General features: G+C 65.6%; 16 protein-coding genes. 7 read left to right on the forward strand and 9 right to left on the reverse strand.

The window, feature by feature from the left end; translation table 11 throughout:
• Nucleotides 1-115: 115 nt before the first annotated feature.
• Nucleotides 116-334 (reverse strand): hypothetical protein, encoded by a 219-nt coding sequence (locus BMI89_RS20640; RefSeq protein ID WP_134330847.1) that lies wholly within the window; start codon nucleotides 332-334, stop codon nucleotides 116-118.
• A 99-nt stretch (nucleotides 335-433) separates the two neighbouring features.
• Between BMI89_RS20640 and BMI89_RS16250 the strand changes: the two genes are divergently transcribed.
• The 3 genes from BMI89_RS16250 (at nucleotide 434) to BMI89_RS16260 (ending at nucleotide 3,821) form a co-directional block, all read left to right on the forward strand.
• Nucleotides 434-2,179 carry an acetolactate synthase 3 large subunit gene (locus BMI89_RS16250; RefSeq protein WP_078571893.1) on the forward strand — a complete coding sequence of 582 codons (1,746 nt, stop codon included), beginning with the start codon at nucleotides 434-436 and terminating at the stop codon, nucleotides 2,177-2,179.
• A gap of 86 nt (nucleotides 2,180-2,265) precedes the next feature.
• On the forward strand, nucleotides 2,266-2,826 hold the full coding sequence (gene ilvN / locus BMI89_RS16255; protein WP_075775634.1) for an acetolactate synthase small subunit: 561 nt from the start codon (nucleotides 2,266-2,268) through the stop codon (nucleotides 2,824-2,826).
• An 11-nt stretch (nucleotides 2,827-2,837) separates the two neighbouring features.
• Nucleotides 2,838-3,821 carry a glycosyltransferase family 2 protein gene (locus BMI89_RS16260; RefSeq protein ID WP_078571894.1) on the forward strand — a complete coding sequence of 328 codons (984 nt, stop codon included), beginning with the start codon at nucleotides 2,838-2,840 and terminating at the stop codon, nucleotides 3,819-3,821.
• Here BMI89_RS16260 and BMI89_RS16265 read toward each other — a convergent pair.
• From BMI89_RS16265 to BMI89_RS16285, 5 genes are all read right to left on the reverse strand, one after another.
• Nucleotides 3,818-5,221 (reverse strand): O-antigen ligase family protein, encoded by a 1,404-nt coding sequence (locus tag BMI89_RS16265; RefSeq protein WP_078571896.1) that lies wholly within the window; start codon nucleotides 5,219-5,221, stop codon nucleotides 3,818-3,820. The two genes, BMI89_RS16260 and BMI89_RS16265, sit on opposite strands and share 4 nt — an antisense overlap.
• The gene (locus BMI89_RS16270) at nucleotides 5,221-7,362 is read right to left on the reverse strand and encodes a right-handed parallel beta-helix repeat-containing protein (protein ID WP_078571897.1); all 2,142 of its coding nucleotides are present in this window, start codon (nucleotides 7,360-7,362) and stop codon (nucleotides 5,221-5,223) included. Before BMI89_RS16270 ends, BMI89_RS16265 begins: the two co-directional genes overlap by 1 nt.
• 133 nt (nucleotides 7,363-7,495) lie before the next feature.
• Nucleotides 7,496-8,356, reverse strand: a complete 861-nt coding sequence (locus BMI89_RS16275; protein ID WP_078571899.1) for a glycosyltransferase family 2 protein — start codon at nucleotides 8,354-8,356, stop codon at nucleotides 7,496-7,498.
• Complete coding sequence (locus BMI89_RS16280) at nucleotides 8,356-9,519, reverse strand: polysaccharide pyruvyl transferase family protein (RefSeq protein WP_078571901.1); 1,164 nt, start codon at nucleotides 9,517-9,519, stop codon at nucleotides 8,356-8,358. The genes BMI89_RS16275 and BMI89_RS16280 overlap by 1 nt, the downstream gene beginning before the upstream one ends.
• Nucleotides 9,516-10,754 carry a Coenzyme F420 hydrogenase/dehydrogenase, beta subunit C-terminal domain gene (locus tag BMI89_RS16285; RefSeq protein ID WP_078571903.1) on the reverse strand — a complete coding sequence of 413 codons (1,239 nt, stop codon included), beginning with the start codon at nucleotides 10,752-10,754 and terminating at the stop codon, nucleotides 9,516-9,518. The genes BMI89_RS16280 and BMI89_RS16285 overlap by 4 nt, the downstream gene beginning before the upstream one ends.
• A gap of 198 nt (nucleotides 10,755-10,952) precedes the next feature.
• On the opposite strand from BMI89_RS16285, the gene BMI89_RS16290 reads away from it, so the two are divergent.
• The 4 genes from BMI89_RS16290 to BMI89_RS16305 all read left to right on the forward strand — a co-directional run bounded on the left by BMI89_RS16290 (nucleotide 10,953) and on the right by BMI89_RS16305 (nucleotide 13,884).
• The gene (locus tag BMI89_RS16290) at nucleotides 10,953-12,344 is read left to right on the forward strand and encodes an oligosaccharide flippase family protein (protein ID WP_078571905.1); all 1,392 of its coding nucleotides are present in this window, start codon (nucleotides 10,953-10,955) and stop codon (nucleotides 12,342-12,344) included.
• A 74-nt stretch (nucleotides 12,345-12,418) separates the two neighbouring features.
• Entirely contained in the window at nucleotides 12,419-13,051 is a 633-nt protein-coding gene (locus tag BMI89_RS16295) for a hypothetical protein (protein WP_078571907.1), read from the forward strand.
• Nucleotides 13,000-13,431, forward strand: coding sequence for a hypothetical protein (locus BMI89_RS16300; protein WP_078571909.1), 432 nt, complete (start codon nucleotides 13,000-13,002; stop codon nucleotides 13,429-13,431). The genes BMI89_RS16295 and BMI89_RS16300 overlap by 52 nt, the downstream gene beginning before the upstream one ends.
• A gap of 33 nt (nucleotides 13,432-13,464) precedes the next feature.
• On the forward strand, nucleotides 13,465-13,884 hold the full coding sequence (locus BMI89_RS16305) for a hypothetical protein (RefSeq protein WP_078571911.1): 420 nt from the start codon (nucleotides 13,465-13,467) through the stop codon (nucleotides 13,882-13,884).
• A gap of 6 nt (nucleotides 13,885-13,890) precedes the next feature.
• On the opposite strand, the gene BMI89_RS16310 is transcribed toward BMI89_RS16305, so the two are convergent.
• The 3 genes from BMI89_RS16310 to BMI89_RS16320 all read right to left on the reverse strand — a co-directional run bounded on the left by BMI89_RS16310 (nucleotide 13,891) and on the right by BMI89_RS16320 (nucleotide 15,459).
• Nucleotides 13,891-14,232: a zinc ribbon domain-containing protein YjdM gene (locus BMI89_RS16310; protein ID WP_078571913.1), complete on the reverse strand. Its 342-nt coding sequence runs from the start codon at nucleotides 14,230-14,232 to the stop codon at nucleotides 13,891-13,893.
• A 102-nt stretch (nucleotides 14,233-14,334) separates the two neighbouring features.
• A complete protein-coding gene (locus tag BMI89_RS16315) occupies nucleotides 14,335-14,949 on the reverse strand; it encodes an HD domain-containing protein (protein ID WP_246832055.1) in 615 nt (204 codons plus the stop codon).
• Between the two features lie 264 nt (nucleotides 14,950-15,213).
• Entirely contained in the window at nucleotides 15,214-15,459 is a 246-nt protein-coding gene (locus tag BMI89_RS16320) for a hypothetical protein (protein WP_078520114.1), read from the reverse strand.
• Between the last annotated feature and the right edge of the window lie 40 nt (nucleotides 15,460-15,499).

A 15,499-nucleotide genomic window follows, 5' to 3' on the forward strand; every position in this document is an offset into this window, starting at 1 on the left:
GATCGGCCTAAAAGCCCCGTCTCTGAGACCGATATCGCGACTAACCAAGCGTCAACGAGATCAATTCACCGCGACTGCCCCTGCGGCACGCGGCTCGGGAGCCCCTTCATGTTTCTCAAAGTTGCGACTCGCAGGTCGCGGCGCGCAATAATCGGGAAGGAAATTCCGCCGCCCGCGACATTTTATTCAGCGTTTGGGCATTGACGCCCCCAACGCCCGATCCTAATGTCCGCGCAAAGCAGTCCGAAAGGGATCCGCAATGGATGCGATTCTTCTTGTCGTCGTAGGAGCCAAGCGCATGGGCCGGTAACGGTACAACCATGAAGGTTCCCATGCGCCCCCGCCTCAAAGCCGGGGGCTTTTTCTTGGACAGGTGGATGCTTGAGAGTTAGCGGTGGGCGGCGTGGCCCTCGCGCAAGGATGGAGTGAGCATATGGCACGGCAGATGACCGGCGCGAAGATGGTGGTTCAGGCGCTGAAGGATCACGGGGTCGAGGTAATTTTCGGCTATCCGGGCGGCGCGGTCCTTCCGATCTATGACGAGATTTTCCAGCAAAACGACATCCGTCACATCCTCGTACGCCACGAGCAGGCCGCGATCCACATGGCCGAAGGCTATGCGCGCTCGACCGGCAAGCCGGGCGTGGCGCTGGTGACCTCGGGTCCGGGCGCGACCAATGCGGTGACCGGGCTGACCGACGCGTTGATGGACTCGATCCCGCTGATCGTGCTGTCGGGTCAGGTGCCGACCTTCCTGGTGGGCACCGACGGTTTCCAGGAGGCCGACACGGTGGGCATCACCCGCCCCTGCACCAAGCATAACTGGCTGGTGAAGGACCCCGCGAAACTCTCCGAGACGATCCATCAGGCCTTCCACGTGGCGACCTCGGGCCGCCCCGGCCCGGTGCTGATCGACATGCCCAAGGATGTGCAATTCGCGGTGGCCACCTATACCGAGCCGAAAGCCGCGAAGGTCGACCATTACCAGCCGCAGGTGAAGGGCGATCTCGACGCGATCACCAAGCTGGTCGAGCTAATCGAGACCGCCGAGAAACCGGTCTTCTATACCGGCGGCGGCGTGATCAATTCGGGCCCCGCCGCGAGCCAGCTGATGCGCGAACTGGTCGATGCGACCGGCTTCCCGATCACATCGACCCTGATGGGTCTGGGCGCCTACCCCGCCTCGGGCAAGAATTGGCTCGGCATGCTCGGGATGCACGGTCTCTATGAAGCCAACCTCGCGATGCATGGCTGCGACCTGATGATCAACCTCGGCGCGCGCTTCGACGACCGGATCACCGGCCGCGTGGCGGATTTCTCGCCGAAATCGACCAAGGTGCATGTCGATATCGACGCCTCCTCGATCAACAAGATCATCGCCGTCGACCTGCCGATCCTCGGCGATATCGGCCATGTGCTCGAAGACGTGCTCAAGGTCTGGAAGTCGCGCGGGCGCAAGGTGAACAAGCCCGCGATCGAGAAGTGGTGGAAGAAGATCGACGAGTGGAAGAAGGTGAACTGCCTCGCCTACACCAACTCGGAAAAGACGATCAAACCGCAATATGCGCTGCAGCGTCTCGAAGAGCTGACCAAGGGCATGGATCGCTACATCACGACCGAGGTGGGCCAGCACCAGATGTGGGCGGCGCAGTTCCTCGGGTTTGAGGATCCGAACCGCTGGATGACCTCCGGGGGTCTGGGCACGATGGGCTACGGTTTTCCGGCGTCCATCGGCGTGCAGATCGCCCATCCCGAGAGCCTCGTGATCAACGTGGCGGGCGAGGCGAGCTGGCTGATGAACATGCAGGAGATGGGCACCGCGACCCAGTTCCGCGTGCCGGTGAAGCAGTTCATCCTCAATAACGAGCGTCTGGGCATGGTCCGCCAGTGGCAGGAACTGCTGCATGGCGAGCGCTACTCGCATAGCTGGTCCGAAAGCCTGCCCGATTTCGTGAAGCTCGCCGAGAGCTTCGGCTGGAAGGGGATGCAGGTCTCCGACCCCGCCGATCTCGACGATGCGATCATGGAGATGATCAAGCATGACGGCCCGGTGCTGTTCGACTGCCTCGTGGAGAAGCACGAGAATTGCTTCCCGATGATCCCGTCCGGCAAGCCGCATAACGAGATGCTGCTGGCGGCCGATGCCGATGTCTTCAAGGAAGGCGCGGCGCTGGTGTGAGCGACGCCGGGGGCGCAGCCCCCGGACCCCCGGGATATTTGGACCAAGCCGAAGATCGGGTCCGAACTAGGAAAAGGAGAGAGGCAATGGCCGCTCTGAAGATCAAGAAAGGCTCCTCGAGCCATTCCGCTTACGACCTGCGCGACAGCCACGACCAGATCGAGCGCAGCCATACGCTCGCCGTGATCGTCGACAACGAGGCGGGCGTTCTGGCCCGTGTGATCGGGCTGTTCTCGGGCCGCGGCTACAACATCGACAGCCTGACCGTCGCCGAGGTGGATCACAAGGGCCATCGCAGCCGGATCACCGTCGTCACCCGCGGCACCGAGAACGTGATCGACCAGATCAAGGCACAGCTGGGTCGCATCGTGCCGGTCCACGAGGTGAAGGACCTGACCGTCGAGGGCTACCCGGTCGAGCGCGAACTGGCGCTGATCAAGGTCGCGGGCACGGGCGACAAGCGCATCGAGGCGCTGCGTCTGGCCGAGATCTTTCGCGCCAATGTGGTCGACTCGACGCTCGAGAGCTTTGTCTTCGAGATCACCGGCACGCCCGAGAAGATCGACGCTTTCGCCGATCTGATGCGCCCGCTGGGTCTGGCCGAAGTGGCCCGTACCGGGGTCGCGGCCCTCTCGCGCGGGGCCTGAGTCCGAGCGACATGGCCGAGCCGCATCCCGCCACCGGTCCTGCTCTGGGTGTCGTCATCGTCACCTATCGGTCCTCGGACGTAATCGCGGCCTGCCTCGCCTCGCTGCGCGCCGCAACGGGCGTGGCGCTGCATGTGGTGGTGGTCGACAATGCCTCGCCCGATGACACGGTCGAGGTGATCCGCGCAGCCGTTCCCGATCTGACAGGGGCAGCTGAGGCGGGTCAGGATGGCATCGCTCTGATCGAGGCGGGAGCCAATGGCGGGTTTGCTGCGGGCGTCAATCTGGGCCTCGCGCGGCTCGCGGCCAATCCCGCGCTCGACCGGTTCTGGCTGCTCAACCCCGATTGCGTGGTGCCGCCCGAGACGCCTGCGCTTCTCGCTTCGCATGATCCCGGACCGCGAGGCGCCGCGATGATCGCGCATCGGGTGGTCTATGGCGATGATCCGGGCACGATCCAGATCGATGGCGGGGTGATCGACCGGCGCACCGGGATCACCCACAACCTCAATCAGTTCGCCCCCGCCGACAGCCCTGCTCCGGATCCTGCGCGCATCGACTTCGTCACCGGCGCGAGCCTTGTCGCCACCCGCGCCCATCTCGAGCGTGCAGGGCCGATGACGGAGGACTATTTCCTTTATTACGAAGAGGTCGACTGGGCGCTGCGCCGGGGCGATCTGCCGATCTCCTATTGCGAAGGCGCGGTCGTCCATCACGTCGCGGGCACGGCGATCGGCTCGCAGCGGATGGGCTCGGTCGCCTCGCCTTTCTCGCAGTACTTCAAGCATCGCGCGCGGGCGATGTTCCTGCGCCGCCATTTCCCCGCCGGGTTGATCGGCGGTGCGGCGTGGTCGCTGGCGAAAGCCGCGCAGCTGCGGGCCCAGGGGCATGGGGCGGAAGCCGCAGCCCTGTTGCGGGGCTTCTTCGGGATGGCCCCGCCCGCGCCAGTTCTGGCCGCGCTCAGCCCCGATGCGCGGGCAAAGATCGGGCGTTAATCGCCCCGCCGATGCGTCTGCGCAAACCGTGTGTAGCTGATGCCGCGCGCCTCAGGCCGTGTCGCATCCTCGGGTGCATCGCCTCCCTCCTTCACCGCTTCGGTCAGCATCCACATGCCCGCGCCGAAGAGAAAGAAAGTGAAGGCGTAGATCGACTCCCAGACATAGACGGTACAGAGCGTGAAGGTCATCCCCGCGAAGGTGAACACCCAGGAGCGGCGGAAGTTCTGCATCCGCGTATCGCCGCCGAAATCGCGGAACATAACCTTGAACAGCCCCCAGACATAGCCGCTCGTGACCAGCAGGAAGCCCGGGATACCATAGCGCACCGCCATCACCAGCCAGAAATTATCCATCGAGCCGGAATACATATACCACGGCCGCACCCAGTCATTCAGGCCAATGCCGAAGATCGGGTTGGCCCAGACATTCTTCAGCCCCCAGTCGAAGATGATCGTGCGCCAATAGGCGGTATGGGCCGAGAAGGTCGCGTAGCTGAGAAACACCATGATCGGCGAGCGGTTCGACAGCAGGTCGACCGTGACATAGGCGAAGGCGAAAAGCCCCGTCAGTAGCCACCAGCGCCATTCTATCCGCACGAAGGTGACGTACCAGCCGATCAGCCCCAGCTGCAGCAGCAGCGACAGAAGCGCCCCCGAGGACAGCGCAAGAAAGCCGTTCAGCAGGATCAGTCCGCTCGCCACCACCCGCCAGCCGAGCGACTTGATCCCGTCGAAGGCCACGAAGGCGAAGGCGAAAACGACCGAGCAATAGAGCCCGAAATGGATCGGATGCGCGAAGGGGCCTTGCACCCGCTCCAGCCCCAGGCGCGGCTCCTGAAAGTTGTAAGTGATCGTGCCCATCCCCGGCAGCTTGTCGATCAGCGTCGGGATCAGGGTCGTGCCGGTCTTCGTTTCGTAAAGCGAAAAGGGCGTCAGGATCAGCACCGACCAGATCAGTACCTTCCCGAGCGCCGCGAAATCCTCGCGCGAGCGGATATAGGCGCGCCCGATCAGGTAGCCGCCCAGAACCTCCAGCCCGACCGAGCCCGCCTGCTGGATCACCCGGTCGGGGTTGTTCACCGCCAGCGCGACCGACAGCCACAGCGCATGAAACAGGAACAGCCAATCGACCGGGAGTATCCGCCCTGCCCGCCCGCTGAAGACCCGCGCGAAGGCGGGCAGGATGAAGGCCATCAGCACGAGGCGGCTTCCGGTGATCGCAAGCGGGCCGAGGTTGAACTTGAAGGGCAGCAGCATCGACAGCACGAACAGCAAGACCGGCCAAGGCAGTTTCGCGGTCGCGAGCGCGGCGGTCTCGGCGATACGACTTCGCCCGCCCGCGCGGCTTTTCGGGCGCGCACGTTGCGGCGTGGCACTGCCAATCGCCCCGGCGCGCATCAGCGCATCGCCCCGCTCACCGCCGGGCGGCTCGCAGTCAGATCCAGCACCTCGATCTCGCCGTGGAAGCTGCCCTTGCCGAAGGGATTGCCGAGCGCGAGGCCCCAATATTCCATCGGCTTGAGCCGCCCAGACACGGTGCCCTTGCCGATCACCTCCTCGCCCGAAAGCACCTCGAAAAGGCTGTCTTCCGAGGCGTAGCGGAAGGTGATGTCGTGCCACTTGCCGTCATAGATCGGCACGCGCTTGGTGCGCAGGAACAGCCGCTGCCCGCTCTCGGGCCAGAACTCGACCTCGAACGTGCCGCGCCCGGTCACCCGCACGATCAGCGACTGATGAAGGCGCAACAGCTCTCCGGCGGATTTGTAATCGCCCACCGCGCGCAGCTTCATATGCAGCGCGAAGCGGTCCGCGCCGTAGAGCGGCGCGACCATCTCGCGCGGGATCACCACGGCCCCGCCGCCCAACCCGAATTCCAGCGCACCGGGGCTGAGCGGGATCGAGTCGAGCGCCTCGGGCTGCGCCCCGGCATGCGAGATCACACGGCCCAGATCGGGGTCATAGCTAAGGATGCGGTCATCGCGAACCATGACATAGCCGCTGCTCTGCGCGCTCCGCCCATCGGGCAGCGTCAGCGACAGCGTCACCTTGTGCCGCCCCGGCATCCGGAAACCCACCGGCACCTGCGCGCCGTCGAGGCTGGTCTGCCCGTCGATCCCCCAGCGATAGGCAACCTCGGCGGGGTCCACCCCTTCGGGCAGCACACTCTCGCGCGCGTCGAATTGCAGCGTGGTGCCGCCGCCTTCGCTGCGTGCGAACCGCATGACCGGCTGGAGCGCCTCCGGACCGCCGAGGATATCGAGCATCGGCGCACCGATCCCGCTCCCGGCCAAGGCCCCACCCGGAAGATAGGCGTAATTCATGATCTCACGCGGCGCACCGGTGCGCGCGGCGACGAAGAGCTGGTCGTAATAGCTCGCCCGCTGCGGCGTGATGTCCTGAATCAGCAGGTTGTCGCGGAGTTTCCAGTCGGGCTGCCCCGCCGGGCCTGCGATCTCGCTCACCGCATTGCGGGCAATCTCGACGGCGCGGGCATCGCGCGCCACGCGGATCTGCGGGATCCAGAGAACCGGATCGCGTTTCTCGCCCTCGGAATAGACGTCATGGATGAGCGTGTTGTTGGCGATCTTCACGCCCTCCGCCTCGCCCACGGTGATCCCGTGCAGATGGGCGTTGATAATGACGTTCCCGCTGATCTCGATATTGCGGTAGAACATCTCGGCGCCCGCCTTGCCGCGATCGACCAGCTCGTTGCGCATCAGGATCGACTGGGTGAAGCCACCCTCGCCGGAATTGAGCAGGTTGTTCGTGATCGCGATGTCGCGGCTGGGCCGTTCGGTGCCTGCGGTCCAGAACTGGATCATGTCGGCATGATCGCCCGACGCGACGGCACGGCGAAAATCGTGAATGTGGTTGTTTGCGATCTCTGCGCGTTCGATCTGGGCGAAGTTCAGCCCGTCCATCCGCATATCATGGATGTCGTTGCCGACTACTCTCAGATCGGTGCAATCGGTGAAGACCCCGCCGCGGTAAAAGCGACGAAACTCGGAGCGCTCGACCGTGATCCCGGTCGAGGCGCGCACCGCCAGCCCGAAGGCGGTGGGCAACGGCCCCTGCTCGATCAGATCCGGATCGGCGGGGGCGAGGTCCCCATCGAACAGCACATCACGGATCGTCAAATCGCGCGTGGTGAAGACCTGAAACGGGCGGGTGTTGGATCGATCGCCGTCAGAGTAACGGTAATCGAAAGTCACCGCTTCGATCACGACATGGCTGACTTCCCGCAGGTTCATCTGCGCGATCACCGCCCGGTTGTCCGGATCGGCAGAGCGGAAGGTGATCGGCGCATCCTCGCGCCCCGTCAGTCCCCGCAGATCGAGCGCGTCATAGTCGCTCGGCGCGATCAGAACCGTGTCGCCCGGCGCCAGCTTCGCGCCGATCCGCGCCAGCCCGGCCGTATCCGAGACCTGCCAGTCGCGCGCTATCGCGGGCAGCGCCCCGAGCACCAGAAGACCGACGGCCAAAAGCCCACGCCGTCCGACGCGGGCTGCATGCCTCGTGGTGAATGCGATCTGCTCCATCGCTGCCTGCCTGTTCCGGGCCACTTTTTGCGGCTCTGATATCTTGACGTCACGCTAGCGTGAGCAGGATCGACGCGGCAAGTGCTTTAACCCAGATTAAACCTTGCACATTGCCATTGTGGCCTTCGCGCCGCTAAAGCCGCCCGAAAACCGCCTGCCGCAGCATCCAGCCCATCCGCGCGAGCCGCAGTCTCGCGAGCGTCGCCACGGCGCGCCACCGCTCGGTCGCGCCGCGCAGGTCGGGATGGCGCAGCACCATGGGCAGATGGGCGAGGATCGAGACGGGCATCAAGAGCGCCTTCGCCCCCCAGCGCAGCCGCGCGGGCAGGTTTGATCCATTCACGCCGAAGCCTTCTTCGGTCAGACGCCGCCATTTGCGCGACAGCGCCGCCCAGTTTTGCCGCGACGGATGGCCTACGCGCAGCCCGTCGGCATAGATCAGCGAATAGCCCTTCGCGGTCGCGCGACGGCACCAGTCGAGATCCTCCGACAGCCCGGCGATGAAGGGCCCCGTCGCCTCGTAGACATCGCGCCGGGTCAGCAGGTTGCCGGTGCCGGAGAAGCCCTTCTCCTCGATATAGCGGCGAAAATCGAAGGCGAAGACGGTCTCGAACGCCTCCGCGCCGGAACGTGGCGGCGGGGTCTCGTCGAACACGAAGACATGCCCGCCGACCAGATCGCCCTGCCCGGCCACGGCGAAAGCGGTCGCGATCCAGTCCGGGTCGGCCACGCAGTCGCTGTCGATGAAGAACAGCCGCGCCGCCGTCGTCTCCGCCACGCCGCGATTGCGGGCCTCTGCCGCGCCCTTCTTGGTCTCGGTCACGATCCGAAGGTCGGGATAGGCCGCGCGGACGGGGCCAAGATCCTCGGTCGAGCCATTGTCGACCACCAGCAGCTCGCAACGCGCGTCGAGCTGCGGCGCAAGCGTCTCGAGGCAGCGCATGAGCCGCGTGACGTCGTTGTAATGCGGAATGATGATCGCGGCCTCGGCCATCACAGCGCCTTCATCAAGTTTAACAACGCCGAGTCATAGGCGGCGAGCCGGTCGATCCCCCGCGCCAGCGCCGCCTTCGCCTCTGCCGCGAGCCTGTCGCGATTGGCGAAACCCTGCTCCAACGCCGCCATCACCGCATCCGCATCCGCCTTGGTCGCATCGACCGTGTGGTCGTAGCCAAGCGCGCCGAACAGCCCCGCAAACTTGCGGCTATAGGCGAGCGGCACCACAGCGACACCGGACGAGAACGCCGCGATACAGGCATGCATCCGTGCGCCGGTGAAGAAATCGAGCCCCGCGATATAGCTCTTCGCCTCGGACGAGCTTGCGAAGGCGGGCGCGCAGATCACCTCATGCTCGGCCGCCAGCGTCTCGCAGGCGCGCAGGTCATCCTCGATCACCATCGGGCCTTCGGGCACGATCACATGCGGGACCAGATGGACCTCGGCCCCCTGCCCCTTGAACCAGTCGATCGCGCGCGCGATCAGCGCGGGATAATCCAGCGCCATCCCGAAATCGTTGCCTCCGTGATAGCCCCCCGCCATCAACAGCCCCGAGACGTTGATCCCGACGCGCACCGGCCCACCATCACGCGGCGCGGGCGGGTCATAGGGCAGCCGCAGCGCCAGATCGGAGGCCAGAACCGGTGCGCCGCGATAGCCCAGATCGTCCAGCGCCGCGCGGGAGCGTTCGTCGCGCACCGCCACCAAAGCCGAGCGGTTGAGGCTCATCCGCGCCATCCGCTTCGACCAGCCCTTGGTAAACGGCCCCACGGTCTGCGGCGCGACCACCAGAGGCGTGCCCGCGAGATGGGTGGCGAACTTCATCCAGAACATCTTCACCAGTCGCGAGGCCCCGTAGATGTCCGCGAAACTATCGCCGCCGCCGATATCGATCACCAGATCGGCAACCTTAACTTCGGCCCACAACCCCTTGGGGGATTTCAGAAACGCGCCATCCACCTCGATCAGTCGCAAGTCGTCGCCTGCCACATAAGGCGCGCGCCGATCCTTCCAGTCGAGCACGGTGATCGCGATCTGGCGCCCCGCTTTCGCCGCCAACTCGCGCAGCAGGGCGATCTCCGACACGGTCAGCGCGCCGACGCCAAGATTGTCTGAGCGCGTCGAGTGGAAGATCAGGCAGACGCGCAGCGTGCGGCTCATTTTCGGCCCCGCAACACACGTCGGACGGTGCCTGCGAAATTGCGCAAGTTTCGCGTGACCGGGTTTTGCAGCGCGCAGGCGCGCAGGTTCATCCCCTCGTAGCGCGGGATCGGACGGGCCATCAGTTTGAGCGCCGCGAGACGCGCGAACAGGGCGCGGCGACGTTCGCGCTGGCCGGGCTGGATCGCGGCCAGTTCCGCCACATCGAACGGCGCGGTCTCGACCGCCTCCGCCGCTTCGGCCTCACGCAGAATCTCCGCGCCGAGCCGCGTGCGCGCCACGATCAGGCTGCGCCCCGGCGCCTCCTCGAACAGCGGATAGCCCGCATCATCGGCCTCCCACGCATCCGCGCAAACCAGATCGGCGGCCACGCCGGTACCATCGGCGCAAATCTTGCAGCGGTGCTGGACATGGCGCGAGAGCACCCCGCCCCAGGCCGCGTGATAGCTCGTCTCGCGGGTGGAGCCATCGTGCAGCGCGGCGACCGTCTTGCCCGGCCAGCCATTGCCGCGATAGCGCAAGCCCGCGACCTGATCCTCGGGCGCGCCCATTTCCGCCAGCAATTCCCGCGCGCCCTCCGCGCTGGGAACACCCGCGCAGAAGAAGGACAGGATCACCGGGAAACTCCGCGCAAGTTTCGGATCTCGCGCGACCAGCGCCCGCAAAGCCACCGCATCGCAAGGCTTGCCGATTACCGCGAAGCGCCGCCCATCGGCGATTAGCGACGACAGATCGGCCAGCGGCGCCGAGGGCGCATAGCGCGAGCCCGCCGCCCCCAGAACCTCGTCGCGCGTGGTGCTCAGCCGCATCCGATTGCCGATCGGGTTGTCGGGATCGGGTTCGATCTGCGCAATGACATCGACGCGACCCGATTGCAGCAGATGCAGCGCCAGCGCCGAGAGCGCCCCGCCCGACGCCCCCGCATGGCGCAGATCCGCGTCGGTGGCGTGGCCGCCCTTCATCTCCATGAACCGCCCCCAGAGCGGCTCCTCTCCGGGCGCGACGCGCTGCGCGCTCTGGCCCAAGCCTGGGCAGCACGCGGCAATCGCGGTCTCCGCTCGCGCGCTGATCTCGGCGCTTTGCACCGGGCGCAGGAAGCCGCGCGCATCGGGCGCCATCGCGATCTCATCCGGCGCGACCCCGGCGCACAGCCCGCAACCCGCGCAGAGATCGCCCGCCGCGACATGGGCGAGCGCCTCGCTCGAAGGCGTCGAAATGGGGCTGTGATGGGTCATGCTCGGCCGATCTGGTTTTTCAAGGAGTTGAACAGCAAAGCCGTGAATCTGGCAAGGCTTGGCTGGGTCGGTCGGCGCGCGTGACGTGGCCGTCAAGCCACAGCCGCCACAGCGCGCTTGACCCGACGGCCCCTCGGGCGGGATTATGGGCGCAAAACATGCGCGGGCGGCCAAACCCCGCGCCATATCGGACAGTACATGCTTCGCACCGCGATCCTCATTCTCAGCGGGAACGCCGCCACCTCGGCGCTGATGCTCGCGCGCAACCTCGCGATCGCGCGGCTGATCCCGGTGGCCGATTACGGCGTGGCCGCGACTTTCGCGATGGTGATGGCGGTGATCGAGATGGGCTCGACGCTGGGGCTGCAGCAGCAGATCGTGCAGTCGAAGCGCGGCGACGACCCGGCGTTTCAGGCGGCACTGCAAGGTTTCCAACTGCTGCGCGGCGTCATCGCGGCGGCGGCGCTGTTCGTACTGGCCGGGCCGATCGCAGGCTTCCTCGCGATCCCAGAGGCCGCATCTGCCTATCGCTGGCTCGCGCTTGTGCCGCTCCTGACGGCGGCGCAGCATTTCGACATCCACCGCGCCCAGCGCAGGGGCCACTACCGCCCGATGCTACTGACAGGCGCCCTGCCCGCACTGGCCGCGCTGATCGCGATCTGGCCGCTCTCGCGCCTCTTCGACGACTGGCAGGTAGCGCTTTGGGCGATCCTGCTGCACGCGGCCCTCGGCGTTCTGGTCTCGCACCTGATGGCCGAGCGCCGCTACCACCTGCGCCTCGACCGCGCCGAGATGCGCGCGAACCTGCGTTTCGGCGCGCCGCTTCTGGCCAATGCGGCCCTGATGTATCTGGTCTTTCAGGGCGACAAGATCATCGTCGGGCGACTGGCGGGGATGGAGGCGCTGGCGATCTTCGCGATGGGCATGACGCTGACGCTGACGCCCACGCTGATCGGCGCGAAATCGGTGCAGAACCTCTTTCTGCCGAAACTCTCGGCCGCGTATGGCCGTGCGGACGCCCTCGCGCATCGCCAGCTTTCCGGGGCGACCTTCGAGGGGATGTTCCTCACCGGATCGATCCTGCTGCTGGGCACGGTCCTTATCGGACCGCTCGTCGTAACGGCCCTTTTGGGGGCGAAATATGCAAGCCTCCTGCCGCTCCTGATCCCCTTCGCGCTGATGAATGCGCTCCGCGCGATCAAGAACGGGCCGAGCACGGTCGCGCTTTCGGCGGGGCAGACAGATAACGGCTTTTGGGGGAACCTGCCCCGGATCGCGGTGCTGCCGCTGAGCTATTGGGCGCTCGCCCAGACCGGCTCGGTCGTGCCGGTGATCTGGCTCGGGGTCGCGGGCGAGGCGATCGGTCTTGGCGTGGCGCTCTGGCGGCTGTCGCGGGTCATTGCGCTGCCACAGGTTGGCCGCGCTGCGCTGACGACCGCACTCGTGCTGGTCGCGATCCCGCTTATCACACTCGCCGCGCCCGGCACGCTGGTGATCTGGCCGGTCGCGCTGATCCTGAGCGCGGTACAACTTGCCGCCCTGCCCCATCTGCGAGCCTATTTCGGACGCCCGCAGATCGGCACTGCCTAACCCCGCGCCTCTGTACGATTTTCGTGCTACACTCCCCGATGACGCGCGCCATAAACCAAAGAGGGAGGATCGGTATGAACCGGTTTCTGGGTTATGTCTTCGTCGCGGCTTTGTCATTCACCACACCTGTCCTTGCCGAGGAGATGCGTGAGGTTCCGGTCTATTTCTCAGCCGGAGCGGATAGCGCGGTTCTGAGCGATCGCATCAAGGGCTATGACAGCGTGATCTACACGATTGGCGCCGAGGCCGGACAGACGATCGATATCAAGCTGTCCACGAAACACACCGCCACGTATTTCAACCTCTACGGTCCTGGCAGCGGCCCGGGCGATCAGGCGATCATGAACAGCCAGTTCACGCCCGAGCTGAACCACTACACAGGCACGCTGCCCAGCTCGGGAACCTACAAGATATCGGTCTACATGATGCGCTCGGCGGCGCGGCGCGGCGAGGTTGCGAATTTCGACATCCGGATCGGGATCACCGGGAAGACCGGCGCGATCGTTCGGGGCGATTATGCCGACGGGCTGCAGGGCGGGCCCGATTTCTGGGAGGTCCAGACCGGCGACATCAACGATCCGCTGAACCTGCGCGCGGGGCGGCGATCCTCGGGCGGTTCCCCGAGGGGGCGATCTTGCGCAACATGGGTTGTCGGATGGCCGAGGGACAGCGCTGGTGTCAGGTCGCGGCGACCGAAGGGTCTCTGACCGGCTGGGTTGCCGGGCGCTACCTTCGTGAAGGCTCTGCCCCGCCGCCACACGTGGCCGAACCCGAGACCCGCGATCAGCAGGTCCAGTTCGCCCCCGGCACGAGCGGCGCGGTGCTGAGATCGACCCTCGCCCCCGGAGCCGCGGTGAACTACCGGCTCGGTGCTCGGGAAAAGCAGTTCCTGACGGCGCAGCTCCAGACCGACTCGCCTGCGGTGCATTTCAACATCTTCACCCCGGACGGCGAACTTCTTTACGAGAGCCGCGGCGGCAGGCGCGACTATCGCGGCCAGCTCTGGCTGAACGGCGAGAACCGGATCACGGTCTACAATATCGGCGACGCCCCGGCCCCCTTCACGATGATCGTCGGGATCGAGTGAGCGCAGGCTGCGCCAATCGGAGAGGACAGCTAGATGACGAGGATGACGACACTCACACGCAGGGCCGCCACCGCGATCCTCGCGGGCGTGACCCTGATCGCGGTCGCAGCCTGCGTTCCAGAGCCACCCGACGGTCGGCCAAGCCCGCTCGATGGGCACTGGGTCGGAAGGTACACCCCCCAGACCATGCATGTGATGGATCGCCCCTGCACGCCGGGCTATGGCGGGATACTCATCCAGGACGGCCGGGTTTCGGGCCAGGCCACCAACACCTACGGAGCCTCCTACAGGATTTCCGGGCATGTCGTCGGAGCCGACCGGATCGTCGGGAATTTCTACTTCCGGACGCGCCCTGTCGGCTCGCTCAAGGGGCACCTCGTCAAAGGGCGCCTCGTAGGGAATTATGAAAACGTCGATGGGTGCAGGGGCAGCTGGGTCGCCACCCGACAGTGAGCAGGCTTACTCGGAAACCTTTTTCACGAATTGCGACTTCAGCCCCATCTGGCCGATGCCAGGCACCTTGCAGTCGATATCGTGATCGCCATCCACGAGACGAATGCCACGCACCTTGGTGCCGACCTTCACGACCGAGGAGGAGCCCTTAACCTTGAGGTCCTTGATCACGGTCACCGTGTCGCCATCGTTCAGCACGTTGCCGACTGCGTCGCGCACCTCGGCGGGCGCATCCGCCTCACCCGAGGCCGACCATTCATGGCCGCATTCGGGACAGATCAGGAGGGCGTCCATCTCGTAGGTGAAGGACGAATTGCATTCGGGGCACGGGGGCAAGGTATCGCTCATGGGTCATGCCCTTAATCTCACGCGCCTGTTATCGCCAGAAAAATCGTTCACCTGCGACAAAAAGCGAGATGCACCGGTGCGACCGGCGCGGCTCCAGCCCGCTCAGGCCGGGTCTGGCAGACCGTGAACCTCGCCCGCGCGCAGCACTTCAGGCGCATAGGCCTTGCGGGCGAACACCTCGCGGACATCCTCGACGAAGCTCTCCAGCGGGTCCATCGGATAGGCCGGATCGAAGCTCGACTGATCCCAGCGCTCGCAGAATTGCTCGCAGCTGTTGTAACAGGGATGATCCTTGAACTTCTGCCGCTCTTCCGGGTCCCAACCGTAGTGATGGCCGTAATAGGCGATCTGGAAGATGCCGTGATGCTCCACCACCCACGAGACCTCTTCGCGGACATAGGGGCGCAGGATTTCAGCGGCCATCCGGTCGTGGTTCTGCGGGGCGAGCCGGTCGCCGATATCGTGCAGCAGCGCCGCCACGACCCAGTCGAGATCCGCCCCGTCGCGCCGCGCCCGCGTTGCCGCCTGCAGCCCGTGTTCGAGCCGCGTGATCTGGTAGCCCGAAAGCGTCTCCTCCGCCTGCGCGGCCAATTCGCGCAACAGCCGGTCCGCCGTGCCTGCAAGGAAGGGCTTTTCCAGCTCTTCGAGCAGTTCGTAATCCTCGCGGGTGCCGTCTTTCATCTGGGTGAAGGAGACTGTCGGTCCGGATGCGGTCATCTGCGGTCCTTCCGGTTGCGGGTTTCGATCCTCGGCCCCCTCGGGCCCCTGCGCATATCGTGACGCGAGGCCGCGCAAATGACCAGAACCCGCCCCTGCCCTCTCCGCAAGAAATAATGCGGCCCTCTCCGGGGGGTTGGAGAGGGCCAGTTTCGCCGATCAGGCTCATTCGTTGACCGCCCGAGCTTATCGTCGTTTTGCCTGGGCCTTCTCAGCGTCTGGGGCGAGCGCACCCGCCCCGGATCTCGTTTTCGCGCGCGGCGCTCAGTGCAGCGCCATCTCGCGCGCGGTCATCAGGGTGACGGTGGTCGCACCGCCGCCCATGCGGATATCGGTCACGTCGAGCGCGTGGTGATCGAGGTCGCCACCGAGGCAGGCGATCTCGATGCCCGTGAAGGTCGCGTCGATCAGCGAGGTCAGTTCCTCGCCCACCAGCTCGGCCTCGATGCCACCGGGAATCCGGCGCGTGGCTTTCGGGGTCACCTTCTTATTGCCGACGATCAGATCCAATTTCCGCTCCTTTTGCCGCCTTTGGCGGTCGTTCTGTCCC

Source organism: Thioclava sp. F36-7 (genome assembly GCF_002020075.1).
Lineage (GTDB): Bacteria > Pseudomonadota > Alphaproteobacteria > Rhodobacterales > Rhodobacteraceae > Thioclava > Thioclava sediminum.

Bases quoted from the DNA above. Each gene is read 5' to 3' on its own strand.
- BMI89_RS20640 (WP_134330847.1), bottom strand. From the start codon at position 334: ATGGGAACCTTCATGGTTGTACCGTTACCGGCCCATGCGCTTGGCTCC.
- BMI89_RS16250 (WP_078571893.1), top strand. From the start codon at position 434: ATGGCACGGCAGATGACCGGCGCGAAGATGGTGGTTCAGGCGCTGAAG.
- ilvN (WP_075775634.1), top strand. From the start codon at position 2,266: ATGGCCGCTCTGAAGATCAAGAAAGGCTCCTCGAGCCATTCCGCTTAC.
- BMI89_RS16260 (WP_078571894.1), top strand. From the start codon at position 2,838: ATGGCCGAGCCGCATCCCGCCACCGGTCCTGCTCTGGGTGTCGTCATC.
- BMI89_RS16265 (WP_078571896.1), bottom strand. From the start codon at position 5,221: ATGCGCGCCGGGGCGATTGGCAGTGCCACGCCGCAACGTGCGCGCCCG.
- BMI89_RS16270 (WP_078571897.1), bottom strand. From the start codon at position 7,362: ATGGAGCAGATCGCATTCACCACGAGGCATGCAGCCCGCGTCGGACGG.
- BMI89_RS16275 (WP_078571899.1), bottom strand. From the start codon at position 8,356: ATGGCCGAGGCCGCGATCATCATTCCGCATTACAACGACGTCACGCGG.
- BMI89_RS16280 (WP_078571901.1), bottom strand. From the start codon at position 9,519: ATGAGCCGCACGCTGCGCGTCTGCCTGATCTTCCACTCGACGCGCTCA.
- BMI89_RS16285 (WP_078571903.1), bottom strand. From the start codon at position 10,754: ATGACCCATCACAGCCCCATTTCGACGCCTTCGAGCGAGGCGCTCGCC.
- BMI89_RS16290 (WP_078571905.1), top strand. From the start codon at position 10,953: ATGCTTCGCACCGCGATCCTCATTCTCAGCGGGAACGCCGCCACCTCG.
- BMI89_RS16295 (WP_078571907.1), top strand. From the start codon at position 12,419: ATGAACCGGTTTCTGGGTTATGTCTTCGTCGCGGCTTTGTCATTCACC.
- BMI89_RS16300 (WP_078571909.1), top strand. From the start codon at position 13,000: ATGGCCGAGGGACAGCGCTGGTGTCAGGTCGCGGCGACCGAAGGGTCT.
- BMI89_RS16305 (WP_078571911.1), top strand. From the start codon at position 13,465: ATGACGAGGATGACGACACTCACACGCAGGGCCGCCACCGCGATCCTC.
- BMI89_RS16310 (WP_078571913.1), bottom strand. From the start codon at position 14,232: ATGAGCGATACCTTGCCCCCGTGCCCCGAATGCAATTCGTCCTTCACC.
- BMI89_RS16315 (WP_246832055.1), bottom strand. From the start codon at position 14,949: ATGACCGCATCCGGACCGACAGTCTCCTTCACCCAGATGAAAGACGGC.